This window comes from Corynebacterium testudinoris, from assembly GCF_001021045.1.
Classification (GTDB): domain Bacteria; phylum Actinomycetota; class Actinomycetes; order Mycobacteriales; family Mycobacteriaceae; genus Corynebacterium; species Corynebacterium testudinoris.
Window position 1 is genome coordinate 1,770,909 of the sequence record NZ_CP011545.1, and the last position, 18,478, is coordinate 1,789,386.

Below are 18,478 nucleotides of genomic sequence, written 5' to 3' on the forward strand. Positions count from 1 at the left end.
ACTGCCGTGGCTAACTATAGGACGATAGAAAAGGTTTCGATAGCGCTACAGGTTTAGGCGGGGGTGGAGGCTACCCCCGCGCCTGCTCCCGGTCTCTACCCGAGGAGGGCGTCCACAAACGCCGCGATGTCGAACGGCGCCAAATCATCAGCGCCCTCCCCCAAGCCAACAAGCTTGACCGGAACTCCCAGCTCCTCCTGCACCTGGAAAACGATGCCGCCCTTCGCAGTACCATCCAGCTTGGTCAGCACAACGCCGGAAATATCCACGACGTCTCGGAACACCCGCGCCTGCGTCAGACCGTTCTGGCCCACCGTCGCATCCAGAACCAGCAAGACCTCATCGACAACCGCCTTCTTCTCCACCACGCGCTTGACCTTGCCCAGCTGATCCATCAAACCCGTCGCAGTGTGCAGTCGCCCGGCGGTATCAATAAGCACGACGTCGGCCTGCTGCTCAATGCCCGTGGCCACAGCGTCGAAAGCCACCGACGCAGGATCCGCCCCCTCCGAACCCCGCACCGTCGACGCCCCAACTCGGCGCCCCCACGTCTCCAGCTGATCAGCCGCCGCAGCACGGAACGTATCCGCCGCACCGAGCAACACCGTGTGCCCCATCGACACGAGCACACGCGCCAGCTTGCCCGTCGTTGTCGTCTTGCCAGTGCCATTGACACCCACGACGAGCACGACGGCCGGCTTGCCCTCATAAGGCATGGCCTTGATCGATCGATCCAGGTGAGGACCACCCGCCTCGATGAGGGTTTCACGGAGCATCGCGCGCGCCTCCTCCTCGCTGGACACACCACGCTCGGCGATCTTCAGCCGCAGCGACTCCACCACCTTCGTGGTCACCGCCGTGCCAAGATCCGCCATGATGAGCGTGTCCTCGATCTCCTCCCACGCATCCTCATCCAAATCGCCCGCGCTCAGAATGCCCAGGACACCCTGCCCAATGACGTTTTGCGAACGCGACAGCCGCCCACGCAGACGACCCAAACGCCCTGATGCGGGAGCAATCTCCTCCACCGCAGCGGGCACCGGTTCCGGCTCGGGCGCAACCTCTGGGACCGGAGTCTGCTCGACAGCCTCCTCGACGGCATCGACAGTCACCGCCGCCGCAGCGGCAGCCTCCTCAGCTTCCTCCACAACCTCGGGCTCCGGGAGCACTTCTTCTTCCACTGCCGGTTCCTCAACCGGTTCGACAACCACTGGGTTCGGGTCTAGCCCGGAAGCGGACGACGAAACTTCTTCAACTGTGGCTTCATCGAGAACGACGTCAGTCTCGACGAGCTCGGGCGCAACCTCGGCAACCTCTTCTTCTTCGGCGATAACCTCAGGCTCTGCCACCTCAACCGGTTCGACAACCACCGGGTTGGGGTCTAGCTCGGAAGCGGACTGCACATCTCCCTCAACCACGGCTTCATCGAAGACGACGTCAGACTCGACGGACTCTGCCACCTCAACCGGTTCGACAACCACTGGGTTCAGGTCCAGTTCGGAAGCGGACTGCACATCTTCTTCAACTGTGGCTTCATCGATGACGACGCCAGTCTCGACGGGCTCCGCCACCTCGACCGGTTCAACTGGCTCCGGTTCGAATACCCTCTCCGGCTCGACGGGAACCACCGGAACGACCGGCACGGGCTCCTTCTCGGCCTGCTTGGCTGGGGCGAAGTTGAAACCACCGGTGGCTTGGTAGTTGCCGGATTTCTCCTGCTGGGTGAGCTCTTTCGGTTCTTCTTCGTTCTTTTCAAAGCTCACCGTCTTGCTCTTTCGGCGGTTCAATCCGATAGCCACGATGGCGATGATGAGGAGAAGGACGACGAGTGCGGCAAGCGCAATGGAGACAATGGTCAAGTTCATAGTGTCCATAGTGGCAGGACTGGCCGGAATTCTCACCTAGGTTCGTGCTGAGGGCTCATTCTCTGGCTGAGGACTCGGGTGATGCCATCTCCGCGCATGGTGACGCCGTAGAGGACGTTCGCTACGTCCATCGTGGGTTTTTGGTGAGTGATCACGATGAGCTGGGAGTCTTTGCGCAGGTCTTCGAAAAGCGCGATGAGGCGGCGAAGGTTGACATCGTCCAGCGCTGCTTCGACTTCGTCCATGACGTAGAAGGGGCTGGGTCGCGCCTTAAAAATGGCGACGAGCATCGCCAGCGCGGTGAGAGATTTTTCGCCGCCAGAGAGTAAGGAAAGGCGCTTGACCTTCTTGCCCGGGGGACGGGCTTCGACGTCGATGCCGGTGGTGAGCAGGTCATCGGGGTCGGTGAGGATGAGTCGACCTTCGCCACCGGGGAAGAGCGTGCCAAAGACGTGCGGGAATTGAGCTTCGACGTCGTGCCAGGCATCGGTGAATAGCTGCAGGATTCGGGCGTCGACGTCGTCGATGACGCCGGAGAGGTCTTTGCGGGCCTGGATAACATCGTCGAGCTGGGTGGATAGGAACTCGTAGCGTTCCTCCAGCGCCTTGAATTCTTCGAGCGCCAAGGGGTTGACTTTGCCCAGGGCGGTGAGGTCCTTTTCGGCCTGCTTGAGGCGCTTTTCTTCCTCCGGCCGGTTGAAGTCCTCGTCGGGGGTGTAGTCGGCCATCAAGTCGGCGATGGGTACGCCGAGTTGCTCGACGATCTTCGACTCGGCTTCGTCGATACGCACCTGCGCCTGGGAACGGGCAATGTCGCCGGCGTGCGCATTGTCGGTGAGGCGGGAGAGCTGGTTGCGGGCCGCGCTGACCTTATCTTTTGCCCGTGCGAGCTCCGTGGAGATCGCTGTGCGCCGCTGGGTCAGCTCGTCGCGGTTGGTCACTGCCCGCGCCGTCGCGTCGTTTACTCGCGCCGCGAGGTCACGGGCATGCTTTTCCACGCTCTCCGCGAGCTCAGCTGCTTCTCGACGCCGTCGCATGGCTTCATCGTGGCGGGCCTTCGCCTGTCGCTCATGCACAGCCTGGCGGCGTAGGTTCTCCCCCTTGCCCGCGGCCTGGTTGGCGCGCTCCTCGGCGGTGCGCAGCGCGAGGCTCGCCTCCATTTCCATGGCCTTAATCTGCGCCAACGCTGTCTGCGCTTCGTCTCGGGCAAGCGTCGATGGCTCCTCCGGCGCATCCGCATCGTCGACTCGGGCCAAGCGATCGCGCACCTGCGTCAACTCATCGCGCAGTCCGGCGAGTCGGGCTTCAGCACCCGTGGCACGCTCGGCGGCGCGTTGGTGCTCCGCCCGGTTGGCCTCGTATTGCTTCCGCAAACGCGCGGCATCCCTCTCCCACGCGACCACCGACTGGTCGTGTTCGCGCAGCGCGGCCTTCTTCGCTGCGGCATCGACGCGCGCATCCTCCGCCGCGATGCTGGCACCGGCGAGCGTGCCGGACAATTCTTCCAACTCCGCTCGCGCGCTAACGAGTTCCTTGTCAGCATCCGCAATCTGCGCGCTGACTTCGACCGGAGTGGTCGCACCATGGCCGACTTGCACCCACCCCTGCCCGCACAGCACGCCGTCGCGGGTCACGGCCCGCAGCCGCGGGTCGTGTGCCACCGCCTTCCGGGCGGTGGGCAGGTCGGCGGTGAGGACGACGTCGGCAAGCAATCGGTTGATTGCCACAAGAATTCGCTTATCGACGTCCACGTGGTCCAGAATCCACGTCACCCCATCCGGCAGCGTGGCGTCCAGCCGCCAGGATTGACCAGAGTCGCTGGCGTCGATGAGGACGGTGCGGGTGCTACCGGCGAGTTCGGCGAGCAGACCGTCGCTGAGGTGGCCGGTCAGTGCTTCGGCGTGTGCCCCCAGCGCAGCAGAGACCGCGCGCGGCTCGGAGCTGCTGATGAGGTCGGCGAGGGCGGTCCACTCCCCTAGTTTCTCGGCGGCGTCGACGGTCGGGGCATTCTGGCGCAGCGTATCGATCCGCGCCTGCAGCGAATACACCGCCCGCTCCCGCTGACGCTGCTGCTCCCGCAGCTGGTCAAGGCGCTTCTCGGCGGCTCCGGCCTCGCTCGCCGCCCGCACATGCGCCTCGTCCAAGGGCTCCCGCCGTCCACCCAATTCCTGGAGTGTGGCGGCCACCTCCGTCACCTCGGCTTCGGCGGCGGTGGTGCGCGCCAACGTTTCGGCGAGGGTTTCCTCCTGGCGCGCGATCTCCTCCTCCGCGCCCGCGACCTGGCCAGCGAGGGACTCTTCCGCAGCGATGAGGCGGACCACACCTTCTCGACGATCCGCGATCGCGCGCACCTGCGCCATGTGCTCGGAGTCGGCTTCCCTCCGCGCCTCTTCCCGGTCCATCACCTCATCGCGAATCGACTCCAGCCGCTCACGAGCCATGTCCACGGTTTCGGTGAGCAGTTCAAACTCTTCCTCTGCCTCCGCCGCGCGCCGCTCCAGCACCTCCGGATCCTGCCCGGCGTAAGCGATCTGGGCTCCAGCATTGGCACTGCGTTCCGCCGCGATACGCGAGGTCGCGGAGACCCGCTCCGCCAGCGTGGACAACGAAAACCACAGCTGCTGAGCCTCCTCCGCCTGCGGAGTGATCCCCTCCAGCTGACCTTCGAGCGTGACCTGCACGTCGCTAGCCTCTTCCAGCCGCTCGGTGAGCTCCTCTACTTCCTCCGCGAGCAGGCGAGCGCGGCGGTCCGCATCTTCAAACTCTTGCCGGAGACGCTGGACGCGATCGCCGGCCAGCCGCAAGCGGGCGTCGCGAAGCGTGGCCTGGACCGTCGCCGCCCGCTGCGCCGCCTCTGCCTGCCTGGCCAGCGGCTTGAGCTGGCGCTTAAGCTCCGAAGTGAGATCAGTGAGGCGATCCAGATTCGCCTGCATGCCAACGAGCTTGCGCTGCGCCTTCTCCTTCCGGCGGCGGTGCTTGAGCACACCCGCCGCCTCCTCGATGAAGGCGCGACGCTCCTCCGGCTTCGACTCCAGGATCTGGGCAAGTCGGCCCTGCCCGACGATGACGTGCATCTCGCGGCCAATACCGGAATCCGACAACAGCTCTTGGATATCCATGAGCCGGGCCTTGGCACCATTGATCTCGTATTCGCTCGCACCATCGCGGAACATCCGGCGCGTGAGCGAGACCTCGCTGTACTCAATGGGCAGCGCACCATCAGAATTATCGATGGTCAACGTCACCTCAGCGCGGCCGAGCTGCTGACGATCCCCCGCCCCCGCGAAGATGACATCCTGCATCTTGCCGCCACGCAGGGTCTTTGCGCCCTGCTCCCCCATGACCCAGGCGAGCGCATCCACCACGTTCGACTTACCCGACCCGTTCGGCCCGACCACCGCGCAGATGCCGGGCTCAAATTTCAGGGTCGTCGCAGACGCAAAGGACTTAAATCCTTTAAGTGTCAACGACTTCAAATGCACCCGGTCAGATTAACACCTGGGCCCGACAGGACTATTCGACACTAAACCCGCGCTCGCCCTTGGCCGGGGACCACTTGAAAGCCACTCGGTCCACCCGACCTGGGCGACGATGGGACGTCCGTTTTTCCTGCAGCCGATGGAGCAACTCTTCGAGGTGATCACCCGAGCCTTCCGCGACGACGCAGACGCGACCATCGGGAAGATTGGTGGCAGACCCGGTGAGGTCCAGTTCGACGGCCTCACCGCGCACCCACCAGCGGAAGCCCACGCCCTGCACCAATCCGTGCACGTAAGCAGTTAGACGATCGGCCATTCGCTTCGACCTTCGAGCTTGCGGCGGTCTTCCTCGCTACGACGAGTGACCGGGTCGGAGCCGTCCCACACCTCGACGTTCTTGAGCTCAGGGAGCATGTCACGGTTAAACACCGGATCGAGCCCCTGCCGCTTCTGCTCACCGTAGTTCTTGAGCAGCTTGAAGGCCACCCCACCCAACGGGATGATCGCGATGAGGTTGATGAAGACCATCGACGCCGCGAAAGTATCGCCCAGCGCCCAGACCAGCGGGAGGGAGCCGACAGCACCGAAGAACACGAACCCAACCACAACCACGCGGAACACGTTGAGCCAGGTTGTCGACTTGGTCAGGTACTCGATGTTGGCCTGAGCCAAGTAGTAATTACCCAGGATGGAGGAGAACGCCAGGAAGAAAAGGATGAAGGTAACGAAGTGCGTACCCCACGCGCCGACCTCACTAGACAGTGCCGCCTGAGTTAGGGACGCACCCTGGATGCTCTCGCCGTACACCATGTCCTGGCTACCGAGCAGAATGATGAAAGCGGTGATGGAACAGACGACCAACGTGTCAAAATATACGCCCAGGGTCTGCACAAGTCCCTGCTTGACGGGGTGCGACACCGTCGCCGTAGCGGCCGCGTTGGGGGCGGAACCCTGGCCGGCCTCGTTAGAGAACAAACCTCGACGCATACCGTTCATGAACGCCGCGCCGACCGTCGCGCCGACCACTTCCTTGAAGCCGAGAGCGTGGCCGACGATGTCAGCGATAACTCCCGGAACTTCCTGGATGCGCAGCGACAACACGATGACAGCGACGATGATGTAGGCCACCGCCATGAACGGAACAATGATCTGAGTGGCATGCGCAATGCGGCGCACACCACCGAAGATAATCGACGCCGTGAACAGGGCCAGGACGCCACCGATGATCATCTTGAAGCCCAGCGAATCACGCTGCAGGGACTGGCCAACCGCCTCGACGATCGAGTTCGTCTGGATAGCGTTGTAGATGAAGCCATACGTAATCGAGATAAAGATCGCGAACAATATCGCCAGCCAGCGGGCATTGAGACCCCTGGTCATGTAATACGCCGGGCCACCGTGATAGTTGCCATCCTTATCGCGCGTCTTCCACAGCTGGGCCAACGTCGACTCCACAAACGCCGTCGCGCCACCAATGATGGCGATCATCCACATCCAGAAGACCGCACCCGGCCCACCCAGCGTGATAGCGACTGCGACACCAGCCACGTTGCCGGTACCCACGCGCGACGCCGCCGAGATGGTGAACGCCTGGAACGCCGAGATTCCGCCATACTCATCATCCTGGTCCTTGCCCTTCCCACCAGGCTTCTCCATGACGGACCGGAACATATCGGGCACCAGACGGATCTGGACCAGCAGGGTACGGATGCCGAAGTAGAGTCCGGCCGCAATGAGCAACCACGGCACGACCGTCCAGAGGTTGTCGTTGATCGTCCCTGTGACGAACGATTCGATGTTTTCCATTGCTTTAATGTAGCTCGCCTTGTGGCTGCGGTCACCACTTAGGCGAATATCGTCATGGTTCACTGGGACGAGTCCGCAATCAACCCCTGCATCGGAGGACATCCGCTCACCCATCCGCCAGAGACAGGCACCTCCCTGGGCCGCACGGTGCGAACCATCAGACGTGCCACTAGCTGCGTCCAATTCCAGGGACCGAGTACCGCAGGGATGGCAAGTGCTCGACGATGGGCTCCAAGACCCGCCTTTCAACCGCTAGGGTGACGATGTGATCTCGGAAGGCCGTCAAGTTCACATATAAGTCAACCACTTCCTCCTATGTCGACCTCTCCACCGCGTTGTGCTATCATCAACCCACCATGATCAGCCCGTTGCCAAAAGCGCGGGCTGATTTTCTATTCCTGCGGGGACCATGGCTAAGTATGAGAAGCCCTGGCTGTCAGTCGACGAGCAGATTGATCGGCTTTCAAGTCAGGGGGTGACAATCCAGGATCGCGATCGAGCAGCTTCCATCCTGCATGCCGTGGGGTACTACCGACTAACCGGATACCTATACCCTTACCGCGAGTCCGAGCACTCAACCGACGAACAAGGCCACGCTCGAGTCCAAGTGCTTGCTGCCTATCGTCAGGGAACGACTCTCCAACATGCGGAAGACATCATCAATTTCGATCGACGGCTGCGAATGCTCGTGATGGATGGCATCGAGCGTTTCGAGGTCGCAGTCCGTATGCAAGTCGGCTACGCACTTGGGAAAAGATCACCATTTGCCTACGAAGACCCAGCCGTCTTCACCACATCGTTTGTTAACCAGCGCACTGACGTTCGAGACCCTGGCCCGAGCAAGCATGTGGAATGGCTTCAGAAGGTGAACGAGCGAAGATCTCGTTCGGATGAGAGGTTCGTCGAGCACTTCAGGGAGAAGTACGAGGACCGAATGCCAGTGTGGGCCCTCACTGAAATCCTTGAGTTGGGGCAACTCTCTGGTTTATACCGCGGCATGAATCAACAAGATGCTGAGGAGATTGCGACGGCTTTCGGAGTTCCAACGAAGAAAATCATGTCGAGTTGGCTGGCCAGCCTAAATTATGTACGCAACGTTGCTGCACACCACTCCCGGCTGTTCAATAGGAAGCTCCAGAACGCGCCTTCCCGCCCTAAAGTTGGCCAGATCCCGCTCCTCGACCACTTGCGGGGTAGTGAGAATGCAAAAGGTGTCTTTGGCACCTACAACGCCCTTGCCGTCATCGCGTATGTACTGACGTCAATCGACCCAGAAGCTGACTGGACGCAACGGACGTCCGCACTTCTTCGTGAATTCCCAACTACGCATGCTCTATCGATCGAGTCAATGGGTGCACCCACGGACTGGGAGTCTCTAAAGCTCTGGAAACCTTAGATGGCTAGTGCCTGGCTGCTGGAGTTCACGAACACGAAGTCAAAGCTCAGCAAAGCTCCGCCCCTGACAAGCCGGGCAAAAGTGGCTCGACCGGTTCATAAATTTCTCGCGCCTAATCGGCGTGCCACACCGCACGCACGGCTCCCCTTCTTGGCCGTAGGCGTTGAGTGACCGGGAGAAGTAGCCCGAAGCGCCGTTGACGTTGACGTAGAGAGAGTCGAAGGAGGTACCGCCTTGTTCGAGGGCGCGGGCCATGACGTCGGCGGCGGCGTCGAGAAGCTGGGTTACTTCTTCTTGGGTGAGGGAGGATGCTCGGCGGGTGGGGGCGATCTGGGCGGCCCAGAGGGCTTCGTCGGCGTAGATGTTGCCGATGCCGCTGACTACGGTTTGGTCGAGTAGGACGGCTTTGATCGCGGAGTTTTTCTTGCGGATGCGTCGGGCCACCTCGGCGGGGTCGAATCCAGGCTCTAAGGGGTCGTGGGCGATGTGGGTGACGGGAAGGGGCACGCCGTCGCGGGTGGAGGTGAAGAGCCAGCGGCCGAAGGTCCGTTGGTCGACGAAGGCGAGCTCGTGGTCGGCATCATCGCCAACGAGCGTGGCGCGAATGCGCAGGTGCTTGGAGGTGCAGGTGCCTGGCTTGCCGACGAGCATTTGCCCGCTCATGCCCAAGTGGACGAAGAGGGCTGAGTCGTGGCCGAGGTCGCACCATAGGTATTTGCCGCGCCGACGAACGTCGTGGATGTGAGCGCCGACGAGGAGATCGTCGAGCGGGGCATCTTGGCCGCGGTTGGCGCGGGGGTGGAGGACCTCGACTGACTCGAATCGAGAGCCCAACAGATGGGACTCTAGTCCCTGCCGAACGACCTCTACCTCGGGTAGCTCGGGCACTACTGCTCCTTCTGGGCCGCCAGGGGCTTATCGCGGAGCAGCCGGTAGGCCTCATGGGCGGACTTCTGCTCGGCGAACTTCTTGCTGGCGCCGACTCCGTACCCGAGGGGGACATCGTTGACCGTCACGGTGGCGGTGAAGGTGAGGTCGTGATCGGGGCCGGTAGAGGTGGCGGAGTAGACCGGCATGGGGTATTTCAGCTCAGCTGCCCGTTCCTGCAGGGCGGTCTTCCAGTCGCGGTGGATGTTCGTGGCGGAAGCAGCATCGATCTTCGCGGCGAACAGGCGCAGGACCACGCCGCGGGCGGTTTCGAAGCCGTGCTCGAGGTAGATCGCTCCGAGGAGCGCCTCGGTGGTGTCGGCGAGGATGGAATCCTTGTCGCGACCGTCGGTGACCAGCTCTCCCTTGCCCAGCAGGATGTGCGGGCCAAGGTTGATCTCGCGGGCGATGTCGGCGAGCCCATAGCGGGAGACGATCGATGCCCGCATCTTGGAAATGTCCGACTCGGGGCGCGAGGGATACTGCGTGTACAGCTGATTGGCTACGGACAGGCCGAGGACGGCGTCGCCGAGGAATTCCAGCCGCTCATTGTTGGGCAGGGTGCCGTTTTCGTTGGCGAAGCTGCGGTGGGTCAGCGCCAGGCGCAGGCCCTCATCGGCCAAGGGGATGCCGAGGGCGGCCAGCAGAGGCGCGTGATCGACTGCGCGGAAAGCCGCGTCAAGTGCTTCGTCGCCGGTCAGACGGTTCTTTCGGCTCACAGGAACTTCTCCAACCCGGCCCAGCGGGGATCTTGCAGCTTGTCCTCGTCTTCGCCGGACACACCGTCGGGGGCGGGGGTCTCCTCGTCCGAGCAGCCGCCGTCGCAGGTCGGGTTGAACGGCAGGGTGAGGCCGGCTTCGTCGATGACGGTCTGCAGGAGGTCGAGGGTATCGCCGGTGACCTCGGGAATGTCATCGGTGAGGCCGTCTTCGTCCTCGTCGCCGGTGACGAAGTCGGGCGAGGTGGAGAAGACCTGGCTGATGTGCATATCCAGCGGGCGGCGGATCTCCGTGAGGCAGCGAACGCACTGGCCGATGAGCTCGCCGCGCACGTCGGCGTCGACAAGCACTCCCCCACCGAGGTGGGTGAGGGTCGCGTCGACGGTGACCTCCCCGCCTTCGGGGATTCCGATCATTTCGGGGCCGATGCGGACGGGGGCGGGGCCGGTCTGGGTTCGCTGCTCAAAGTCGCTGAGCCGGGCAATGTTGAACTTGAAAGGTGAAGTCATATCGAGACCTGAGCTTACTCAGTTCGACGGCGCGGGGCGTAGTCGCTGCCCGCGGCACCAGCGCCGCGTCGCAAAGCTTGACGGTCGCGGGTGACGGAACGCAGGACCCCGTTGAGGGATTCCTCGAATTCTCCCAGCTTGGAGTCGACGAACTCGTCGCACTCGGTGCGCAGGCGGTTCGAGTCGGCGTGGGCCGCATCGACGATGCGGTGAGCCTCCTCGTTGGAGCGGCGCACGACCTCCGCCTCGGAAACCAGTCGCTTCTGCTCCGCCATACCATCCTCGACGGCGCGGCGGTAGGACTCCTTGCCTTCCGCGTTGAGACGATCGGCCTCATCCTGGGCGCGGGCGACGGTGTCTTCTGCTTCCCTGCGGGCGCCGCCCACAATGCGGTCAGCGTCATCCTCGGCCTGGGAGACAGTCGTGGTGGCACGGTGCTGAGCATCAGCGACCATGGCGTCCGCCTGATCCTGGGAATCTGCGAGGATGCCCGCAGCCTGGGCCTCAGCGTCCTCTACCATGCCGCGGGCGCGATCTTCGGCGCCACGGAGGATGTTGTCCTGCTTATCCAGGACATCCTGGGCATCATCAATCTCGATGGGCAGCGCATTGCGCAGGTCATCGAGCAAAGCCAGCATGTCATTGCGCGGGACCATGCAATTCGACGTCATGGGAACGCCATACGCCTGCTCCACAGTCTGGACGAGTTCATCTAGGGCCTCGAAAACGCGATACATAAATGTCAGCGTACCGGCAGGACAGCGATATGGGCGCTCGCCGGTCAGGTGTGTCTCCCAGACGAATCCTCTAGGTTGGCAAGAAGAGCACACCGCTAGACCTTCCAGCACGAGAAAGGCTTTCCCATGAGCACTCCCCGACCCACCACCCCGTGGTTTCGCCGCCGCGCGGTGATTATTCCCCTCAGCCTCGCGGTGCTAGCACTCGTCCTATTCGGCGCCTGCTCCCTCTACGTTAATAACGCCTCTGACCAGGTGAAAAAGCAGGCATCCGACAGCTTCGATGTCACGTATCGCCTGGACGGGACGTCTCAGGACGTCTCCATTACGTACACCGGGCCGAATTCGGCACTGGTGGATGAAAGCAACGTCTCCAGCGGCTGGGAAGCGACGGCAACGTTGAGCGGGTACGACGCCGCCCACCTCACCGCAGCCAACAGCGAGGCGGAAAGTGGGGCGGTGACCTGTCAGATCTTCGTGGGCGAGACGTTGGTCAGTGAAAGCACAGCTGCTGGTCCGGGCGGCACCGCTCAGTGCACCGCCACGAACCAGCAGCTGCGTGATGCCGCGAAGGGCTAGATAACGCCCTGGGCGAGCATGGCGTCGGCGACCTTCTTAAAGCCGGCGATGTTCGCACCGACGACGTAGTTGTGCTCGTGCCCGTACTCGGACGCCGTCTTGGACATGTTCTTGAAGATGTTCGACATGATCATGTGCAAGCGCTGGTCGGTGTACTCGAAGGACCAGGAGTCACGGGAGGCGTTCTGTTGCATTTCTAAAGCGGACGTGGCCACGCCACCGGCGTTAGCTGCCTTGCCCGGGGCGAAGTGGACGCCCTTCTCGCGGAAGACCTCGATGGCCTCCGGGGTGGAGGGCATGTTCGCACCTTCGGCGACGTAGCGGACACCGTTGGCGGCGAGGGTGGCGGCGTGCTCACCGTTGAGCTCGTTCTGGGTGGCGCACGGCAGGGCGACGTCAGCGGCGAGGTCCCAGATGGAGCCATCGGAGTGGTAGGTCGCGCCCGTCTCTTCGTCGACGTAGGCGGTGACGCGCTCGCGGCGGACTTCCTTGATGTCGCGGAGCAGTTCCACGTTGACGCCGTTGGGGGTCTCCACCCAACCGGAGGAGTCGGAGAAACCGACGACGGTGGCGCCGAGCTCCTGGGCCTTTTCGATGGCGTAGATGGCGACGTTGCCGGAGCCGGAGACGATGACCTTGGCGCCGGAGAGATCCTCGCCGTGCTCCTTCATCATTTCCTGGGTGAGGTAGACGGTGCCGTAGCCGGTGGCTTCGGTGCGCACGAGGGAACCGCCCCAGGCCAGGCCCTTGCCGGTGAGGACGCCGGATTCGTGCTGGTTAGCCAGGCGGCGGTACTGGCCGAAGAGGTAGCCGATTTCGCGGCCACCGACGCCGATGTCACCGGCGGGAACGTCGCGGTACTCGCCGATGTGGCGGTGCAGCTCGGTCATGAAGGACTGGCAAAAGCGCATGACCTCGGCGTCGGACTTGCCCTTGGGATCGAAGTCGGAGCCGCCCTTGCCGCCGCCGATGGGCAGGCCGGTGAGGGAGTTTTTAAAGATCTGCTCGAAGCCGAGGAACTTCACGATGCCCAGGTTGACCGAGGGGTGGAAGCGCAGGCCACCCTTGTAGGGGCCAAGCGCCGAGTTGAACTGCACGCGGAAACCACGGTTGACCTGGACAACGCCGTTGTCGTCGACCCACGGCACCCGGAAGATGAGTTGGCGTTCCGGCTCGCACAGGCGCTGAATGAGGCCGTAGTCGGCGTAGTGCGGGTCCTTTTCTAGGACAATCTTGAGGGATTCGAGAACCTCAGAGACGGCCTGGTGAAACTCGGGTTCGCCCGCGTTTCGCTTAAGGAGCATGTTGTAGTAGGTCGAGACCTGCTCATCAACAGACATGGGTGTCCTTTCCGTCCCGGAACGCCGGGTTCGTACATTTCTATTCTCCAGTAGTTTTCACGTGCGAGCCGTCTCATGCAAGTTGACGGGCAGTAACCTCGGTCACCCCTCTATGCTGAATCCCATGGTTTCCGTCATCATCGCCCCGGACTCGTTCAAAGGCACGGCCACCGCTCAGGAGGCCGCCCGCTACTTAGGAGAGGGCGTGCGTTCGGTCATTCGGGATGCGCAGATCACCCTCGCCCCCATGGCTGATGGTGGGGAAGGTACGGCCGCTACCTTCGCCGGTCAGCAGATCACCCTCCCAACGGTTGATGCCGCCGGTCGCCTCACCGATGCGACCTATACCTTCGATGCGGAGGCCAGCACCGCTTACATCGACGTGGCTGCCGCGTCCGGTTTGCCCGCCGTTGCGGACGATCCCGTGCCCCTGACCGGCGACACTTACGGAACCGGCGTCCTCATTGCGGATGCCCAGACTCGCGGCGCCGAGCGCATCGTCTTAGGCCTCGGCGGGTCCGCCACCGTCGACGCGGGCACGGGCATCCTCGTCGCCCTCGGCGCCACGCCCCTCAACTCGCAGGGCTATGCCCTCCCCAAGGGAGGCGGTCAGCTCGGCGAGCTCGCCAGCGTGGATACCGCGCAACTCAACATCCCCGCAGCGGCCGTCGAATGGGTCTTGCTTACCGACGTCACCGCCCCCGTCGTCGGCCCGGACGGCGCCGCCGCAGTCTTCGGCCCGCAAAAGGGGGCTACCCCCGATGAGGTCATGCTTCTCGACGCCGCCCTCACCCACGCCTGCGACATCTTCAACGTCGACCCACTCACGCCGGGATATGGCGCCGCCGGCGCCATCCCCGTCGCCATCCACTGGCTCTCCACCCTGCTGCACGGCAACCCCAGCAAGGTTCACGTCCTGCCCGGCGCGCAGGTGGTTGCCGACGCCCTAGGCCTGCCGGAGTCGATCCAGCAGGCCGGGCTCGTCATCACCGGCGAAGGCGCCTTCGACGATCAGTCCCTCACGGGCAAAGTCGTGGGCACCATCGCTGAGCTCGTTGAGGGCACCGATGCCACCCTCGCGATCGCCGCCGGGCGCATGGACCTCGACCCCGGTGACGGGGTGATTGCAGCGGAGTTGGGTGACGGGGACGTCGATAAGCAGCTTTTCCAAGCAGGAGCGGCGATAGCCGCCGACTACCTGCGGATCTCCACCGCCCAGGGATAAATGGCGGGGACCTCCAACGACGACTGGTTCTCCAACAAGACCGCATCGGCGGGGAGATTCGCCTGCGGGGTCATAAACCTCGAGAGCACCATCGCCAACTGATTGATCGACCCCGTCGCCCCCTCCACGGTGATGACATAACGGACAACGCTGGCATCGGCGAGCTCGGCGTCCTCATGCTCATCGCGATACGACTGCCGCAACGCCTCCTCCACCCCATCAACCAGCGGCGGATGCGGATCAAGCGTCACCGACCCGCCAGTGAGCTTCTCAGCGGCGATCAGCTTATTCACGGCACCCTCGAAAGAACGAAGCAGCTGAGCGGCCGGTTCAGCGGGGAGCAAGACATCAAAGAGGATTGCAGGCATGGCGCCAGCCTAGCTAATAGTGTTTAAGTCATGAGCATCCCCGCCCACGCCCCCCGCGACCCACTGATCACCATGGCCGACGGGACGGTGAAGCAGGTCAACCCCTTTTCCGGCACCGAAGTGTGGACCGTTCCCGGGCGGGGCAACCGGCCACTGGCCACCCCAGCGAAAGACCCCCAACCCCTGCCCGACGGCGACAAAACCCACGCCTGCTCCTTCTGCGCCGACACTCCCCTGGCCACCCCGCCAGAAAAAGCACGAATGGTGCGCGATGCCGACGGCGGCTGGTCCATCGTCCGCGGCCTCCTCCCCGAGCAGCTCAACGACACCGAAGCACAGTTCCGCCGAGTGCCCAACCTCTTCGAGATCGTCGCCTACGACTACTGGGTGAAAAACTACGGCTTCCTCATGGACACCGACACCATCGAGCGCAAAGCCGCCTACCTCGCCGATCCCATCGGCCGACAACACGTACTCGACATCGTGCGCACCCGACTGCGCGCCGGCGGCCGCGACGCAGACCTCGCCGACCTCACCGACGACGCCCTCCTCGACCTGTCCGACGGCTACTTCGCCGGAGGCCACGACGTCATCATCGGCCGCCGCCACTTCATCGACGGCGCCGGGTATGACAACCAACTCGCCTCCTCCGGCACCCTCACCCCCGAGGAGCACTACGGCTTCATCGCCTTCACCATCGACGCCATCGAAGACCTCTACCGACGCAACCGCTACGCCCCCTACGTCGTCGCCTTCCAAAACTGGCTCGCCCCCGCCGGAGCCTCCTTCGACCACCTGCACAAACAACTCGTCGCCATCGACGAACGCTCCGTCCAAGCGGAAATGGAAATCTCCCGCCTCCGCAATAACGCCAACATGTACAACGAATGGGGTGTCGACTTCGCCGGCTACCGCAACCTCATCATCGCCGAAAACGACCACGCCGTGGTCACCGCCGGCATCGGCCACCGCTACCCCACCCTCACCGTCTACTCCCGCTCCGCCGCCCCCGAACCGTGGTTACAAACTCCGTCGGAAGTGCGTTGCATGAGCGACCTCATCCACGCCTGCCACGCCGCCGTCGGACCCGACGTCGCCTGCAACGAAGAATGGCACCACAAACCCATCGACCTCGACATCCCCATGCCCTGGCGAGTCAACATCAAATGGCGCATGTCCACCGTCGCCGGCTTCGAAGGCGTCTCCAAAATCTACGTCAACACCCTCTCCCCCACCGACGTCCGCGACCGCGTCGTCCCCGCCCTCTACCGCCTGCGCGACGAGGGCTCCATCGCACCCGACATCAAGATCGCCACCGAATGCTCGGCGGAGCGGAACTCGCTGTTGTACAACCCGTTGCTGCGGTAGTCGGATGGGTGGTCAAGGAAAAAGTGGCGAAACAAGAGGAGGAAATGTTGTGACTGTATCGGAGCAAGAACTGTCGCTGGCTCTCGAGGTCCTTGGCCCGGCCAAACAGCACGCTTGCCTCAAAGACGTGCGGGAGCAGACGTCGGTGTTTTATCTCGATCATTGGAAGAAACGGTGGCCCGCAGTGCTCGAGCTTCCGGCCATCCTCAACAGGCCAGAGCCAAAGCTGTCGGTATCCCGAGACAACCTTTTTACACTCGGTGAGTCCATCGAGACGGAAGACGATGCGGTGAGGTTCTACGTCGCAGTCTGTGCCTGGGGCGCTGGTAGTAGCGCCCAACAAGTGGACCGATGTTTAAGGCCACTTGGAGAAATCGACGCACCACAACGTCTCCTGACAGGTCTGAGGTTGGCCAAGACAGAAACAGCCGACGAGGGATACCGAGCATTCAATAACTACAACCGGAATAGGATCAAATTCTTAGGCCCAGCTTTCTTTACCAAGCTGCTCTATTTCGCTGCCGGTTCTCCCAAGGAGACGGATACCCGACACCCGCTCATCCTGGACATGAAAGTCGCCAGATCTCTGGGTTGGAAGAAAACCTCTGGATGGTCCACCGACGAATACACTCACTACCTTGATGTGGTTGAGGAACTCCAACGACGCTGGCGCCCAGAGCTTCCTACCGACGTCATTGAGTACACCCTGTTTTACGGTGGAGCGATTGCGCCTTGTCCCAACATCCTCTCGACTCCTGGGCACTGAGAATGCCTTCCACTAGAGTTGTCCGCAAGCCGTGTATCAGGCACTCAACCCACTAAGGAGCTTCCGAACACCCCCATGAGTGACATTTCCCGTCTCCTCTCCCAGCATTCCGCCGACCTTTCTTGGCAGCAGGCCTTCTACGAAGACTTGCACGAGCGGCCCGAGCTATCCGGCCACGAGAGCGAGACGGCGGAGAAGATCGCGGCCAAGTTGGCGGGCTTCGACTGTGAGGTGATTACTCACATCGGGGGATACGGGGTCGTCGGAATCTTCCGTAATGGTGAGGGTCCGACGGCGCTATTCCGCGCGGACTTTGATGCGCTGCCTGTCAAGGAAGAAACGGGCGTTGCGTTTGCCTCCACGCGGCTGCGCCCTGCGGCCGATGGCACACAGACCGGTGTCATGCATGCCTGTGGGCACGACATGCACACCACAGCGTTGATGGGTGCCTGTGCGCTTCTCGACGCCCACCGTGAGGCATGGTCAGGCACCTTCATCGCCCTTTTCCAGCCTTCGGAGGAAAATGCCGTCGGTGCGAATGCCATGATCGCCGACGGGCTGCTCACCCGTGTTCCTCGCCCGGATGTGTGCCTGGGCCAGCACGTCATGCCTGGCCGCGCGGGCGAGGTGCAAACGATGGCCGGCCCTCAGTTCGCGGCCTGCGATTCGATCCGCATCCACATCCCCGGGCGCAGCGCCCATGGCTCGATGCCTCACAATTCGATTGATCCGACGTACACCGCCGCCATGGTGGTTATCCGTTTGCAAGGCATCGTCGGCCGGGAGGTTGACCCCAACGATTTCGCCGTGGTGTCCGTGGGCACGTTGAAGTCCGGCACAACCAACAACATCATCCCGGACTCGGCAGACTTGGTGCTCAACTGTCGCTTCTATGACGACCAGGTTAAACGTCGTGTGTACGCCGCCATCAAACGAGTGGTCATCGCCGAATGCCAAGCCTCTGGTATCGAGGAGGAGCCGACGTTTGAATTCTTCGCTCATGGCGAGCTCATCGATAACCATCAGACCGTTTTTGAACAGGTCCGTCCCACTTTCGACGCCGTCTTCGGCGAGGAGTCCGTCGACGCCCGGCGCACGACAGTGTCGGAGGATTTTGCCAACATCCCCCGCGCCTTTGGTGTTCCGTATTTGTTCTGGGTCGTCGGATGTACACCCCGGGAGCTGTGGGATAAGGCTGTCGCCGAGAACCGGGTCAAAGATGATGTCCCTGTCAACCATATGAGTACCTTTCTTCCCGAGTACGAACCCACTGTTGACGCCACCACCAAGGCCGCGGCGGCTGCCGTGCTGGCATATGTGGGTAAGAACACGCCGAAATAGGCGGTAGCTGGGCAATAGCGCTAGCCGGAAGAGAGGAATTGGGCTAGCCCCGA

Annotated in this window: 16 protein-coding genes; 6 read left to right on the forward strand and 10 right to left on the reverse strand. The window is 62.7% G+C overall.

All coding sequences use genetic code 11. The features are described 5' to 3' along the window. Positions 1-95: 95 nt before the first annotated feature. The 4 genes from ftsY to CTEST_RS08505 are packed head-to-tail and all read right to left on the reverse strand — an operon-like array spanning position 96 to position 7,150. Positions 96-1,865 (reverse strand): signal recognition particle-docking protein FtsY, encoded by a 1,770-nt coding sequence (gene ftsY, locus CTEST_RS08490; protein WP_047253374.1) that lies wholly within the window; start codon positions 1,863-1,865, stop codon positions 96-98. Between the two features lie 32 nt (positions 1,866-1,897). After that, on the reverse strand, positions 1,898-5,347 hold the full coding sequence (smc, locus tag CTEST_RS08495; RefSeq protein ID WP_047253375.1) for a chromosome segregation protein SMC: 3,450 nt from the start codon (positions 5,345-5,347) through the stop codon (positions 1,898-1,900). A 31-nt stretch (positions 5,348-5,378) separates the two neighbouring features. Beyond that, positions 5,379-5,660, reverse strand: a complete 282-nt coding sequence (locus CTEST_RS08500) for an acylphosphatase (protein ID WP_047253376.1) — start codon at positions 5,658-5,660, stop codon at positions 5,379-5,381. Next, positions 5,645-7,150, reverse strand: a complete 1,506-nt coding sequence (locus tag CTEST_RS08505; protein WP_047253377.1) for an alanine/glycine:cation symporter family protein — start codon at positions 7,148-7,150, stop codon at positions 5,645-5,647. Before CTEST_RS08505 ends, CTEST_RS08500 begins: the two co-directional genes overlap by 16 nt. A gap of 409 nt (positions 7,151-7,559) precedes the next feature. Between CTEST_RS08505 and CTEST_RS08510 the strand changes: the two genes are divergently transcribed. Next, on the forward strand, positions 7,560-8,546 hold the full coding sequence (locus CTEST_RS08510; protein ID WP_047253378.1) for an Abi family protein: 987 nt from the start codon (positions 7,560-7,562) through the stop codon (positions 8,544-8,546). 39 nt (positions 8,547-8,585) lie between these two features. Here the strand turns inward: CTEST_RS08510 and mutM are convergent, their stop codons facing one another. The 4 genes from mutM to CTEST_RS08530 are packed head-to-tail and all read right to left on the reverse strand — an operon-like array spanning position 8,586 to position 11,438. After that, on the reverse strand, positions 8,586-9,434 hold the full coding sequence (gene mutM / locus CTEST_RS08515) for a bifunctional DNA-formamidopyrimidine glycosylase/DNA-(apurinic or apyrimidinic site) lyase (RefSeq protein WP_047253379.1): 849 nt from the start codon (positions 9,432-9,434) through the stop codon (positions 8,586-8,588). After that, positions 9,434-10,192 (reverse strand): ribonuclease III, encoded by a 759-nt coding sequence (rnc, locus tag CTEST_RS08520; protein WP_047253380.1) that lies wholly within the window; start codon positions 10,190-10,192, stop codon positions 9,434-9,436. The genes mutM and rnc overlap by 1 nt, the downstream gene beginning before the upstream one ends. Continuing rightward, a complete protein-coding gene (locus tag CTEST_RS08525) occupies positions 10,189-10,701 on the reverse strand; it encodes a YceD family protein (protein ID WP_047253381.1) in 513 nt (170 codons plus the stop codon). The genes rnc and CTEST_RS08525 overlap by 4 nt, the downstream gene beginning before the upstream one ends. Positions 10,702-10,715: 14 nt before the next feature. Continuing rightward, the gene (locus tag CTEST_RS08530) at positions 10,716-11,438 is read right to left on the reverse strand and encodes a DivIVA domain-containing protein (protein ID WP_047253382.1); all 723 of its coding nucleotides are present in this window, start codon (positions 11,436-11,438) and stop codon (positions 10,716-10,718) included. Between the two features lie 126 nt (positions 11,439-11,564). Here CTEST_RS08530 and CTEST_RS08535 point away from each other — a divergent pair, with 126 nt between their 5' ends. After that, complete coding sequence (locus tag CTEST_RS08535; RefSeq protein ID WP_047253383.1) at positions 11,565-12,017, forward strand: hypothetical protein; 453 nt, start codon at positions 11,565-11,567, stop codon at positions 12,015-12,017. Here CTEST_RS08535 and gdhA read toward each other — a convergent pair. Then, the gene (gene gdhA, locus CTEST_RS08540; protein ID WP_047253384.1) at positions 12,014-13,357 is read right to left on the reverse strand and encodes an NADP-specific glutamate dehydrogenase; all 1,344 of its coding nucleotides are present in this window, start codon (positions 13,355-13,357) and stop codon (positions 12,014-12,016) included. The two genes, CTEST_RS08535 and gdhA, sit on opposite strands and share 4 nt — an antisense overlap. Before the next feature lie 124 nt (positions 13,358-13,481). Here gdhA and CTEST_RS08545 point away from each other — a divergent pair, with 124 nt between their 5' ends. Further along, positions 13,482-14,582, forward strand: a complete 1,101-nt coding sequence (locus CTEST_RS08545; RefSeq protein ID WP_047254338.1) for a glycerate kinase family protein — start codon at positions 13,482-13,484, stop codon at positions 14,580-14,582. Here CTEST_RS08545 and CTEST_RS08550 read toward each other — a convergent pair. Beyond that, positions 14,552-14,950, reverse strand: coding sequence for a hypothetical protein (locus CTEST_RS08550; RefSeq protein ID WP_047253385.1), 399 nt, complete (start codon positions 14,948-14,950; stop codon positions 14,552-14,554). The two genes, CTEST_RS08545 and CTEST_RS08550, sit on opposite strands and share 31 nt — an antisense overlap. Positions 14,951-14,980: 30 nt before the next feature. On the opposite strand from CTEST_RS08550, the gene CTEST_RS08555 reads away from it, so the two are divergent. The 3 genes from CTEST_RS08555 to CTEST_RS08565 all read left to right on the forward strand — a co-directional run bounded on the left by CTEST_RS08555 (position 14,981) and on the right by CTEST_RS08565 (position 18,425). Further along, positions 14,981-16,318: a DUF4921 family protein gene (locus CTEST_RS08555; protein WP_047253386.1), complete on the forward strand. Its 1,338-nt coding sequence runs from the start codon at positions 14,981-14,983 to the stop codon at positions 16,316-16,318. 49 nt (positions 16,319-16,367) lie between these two features. Next, the gene (locus CTEST_RS08560; protein ID WP_047253387.1) at positions 16,368-17,084 is read left to right on the forward strand and encodes an 8-oxoguanine DNA glycosylase OGG fold protein; all 717 of its coding nucleotides are present in this window, start codon (positions 16,368-16,370) and stop codon (positions 17,082-17,084) included. A 75-nt stretch (positions 17,085-17,159) separates the two neighbouring features. Next, positions 17,160-18,425: an amidohydrolase gene (locus CTEST_RS08565; protein ID WP_047253388.1), complete on the forward strand. Its 1,266-nt coding sequence runs from the start codon at positions 17,160-17,162 to the stop codon at positions 18,423-18,425. Positions 18,426-18,478 lie beyond the last annotated feature (53 nt).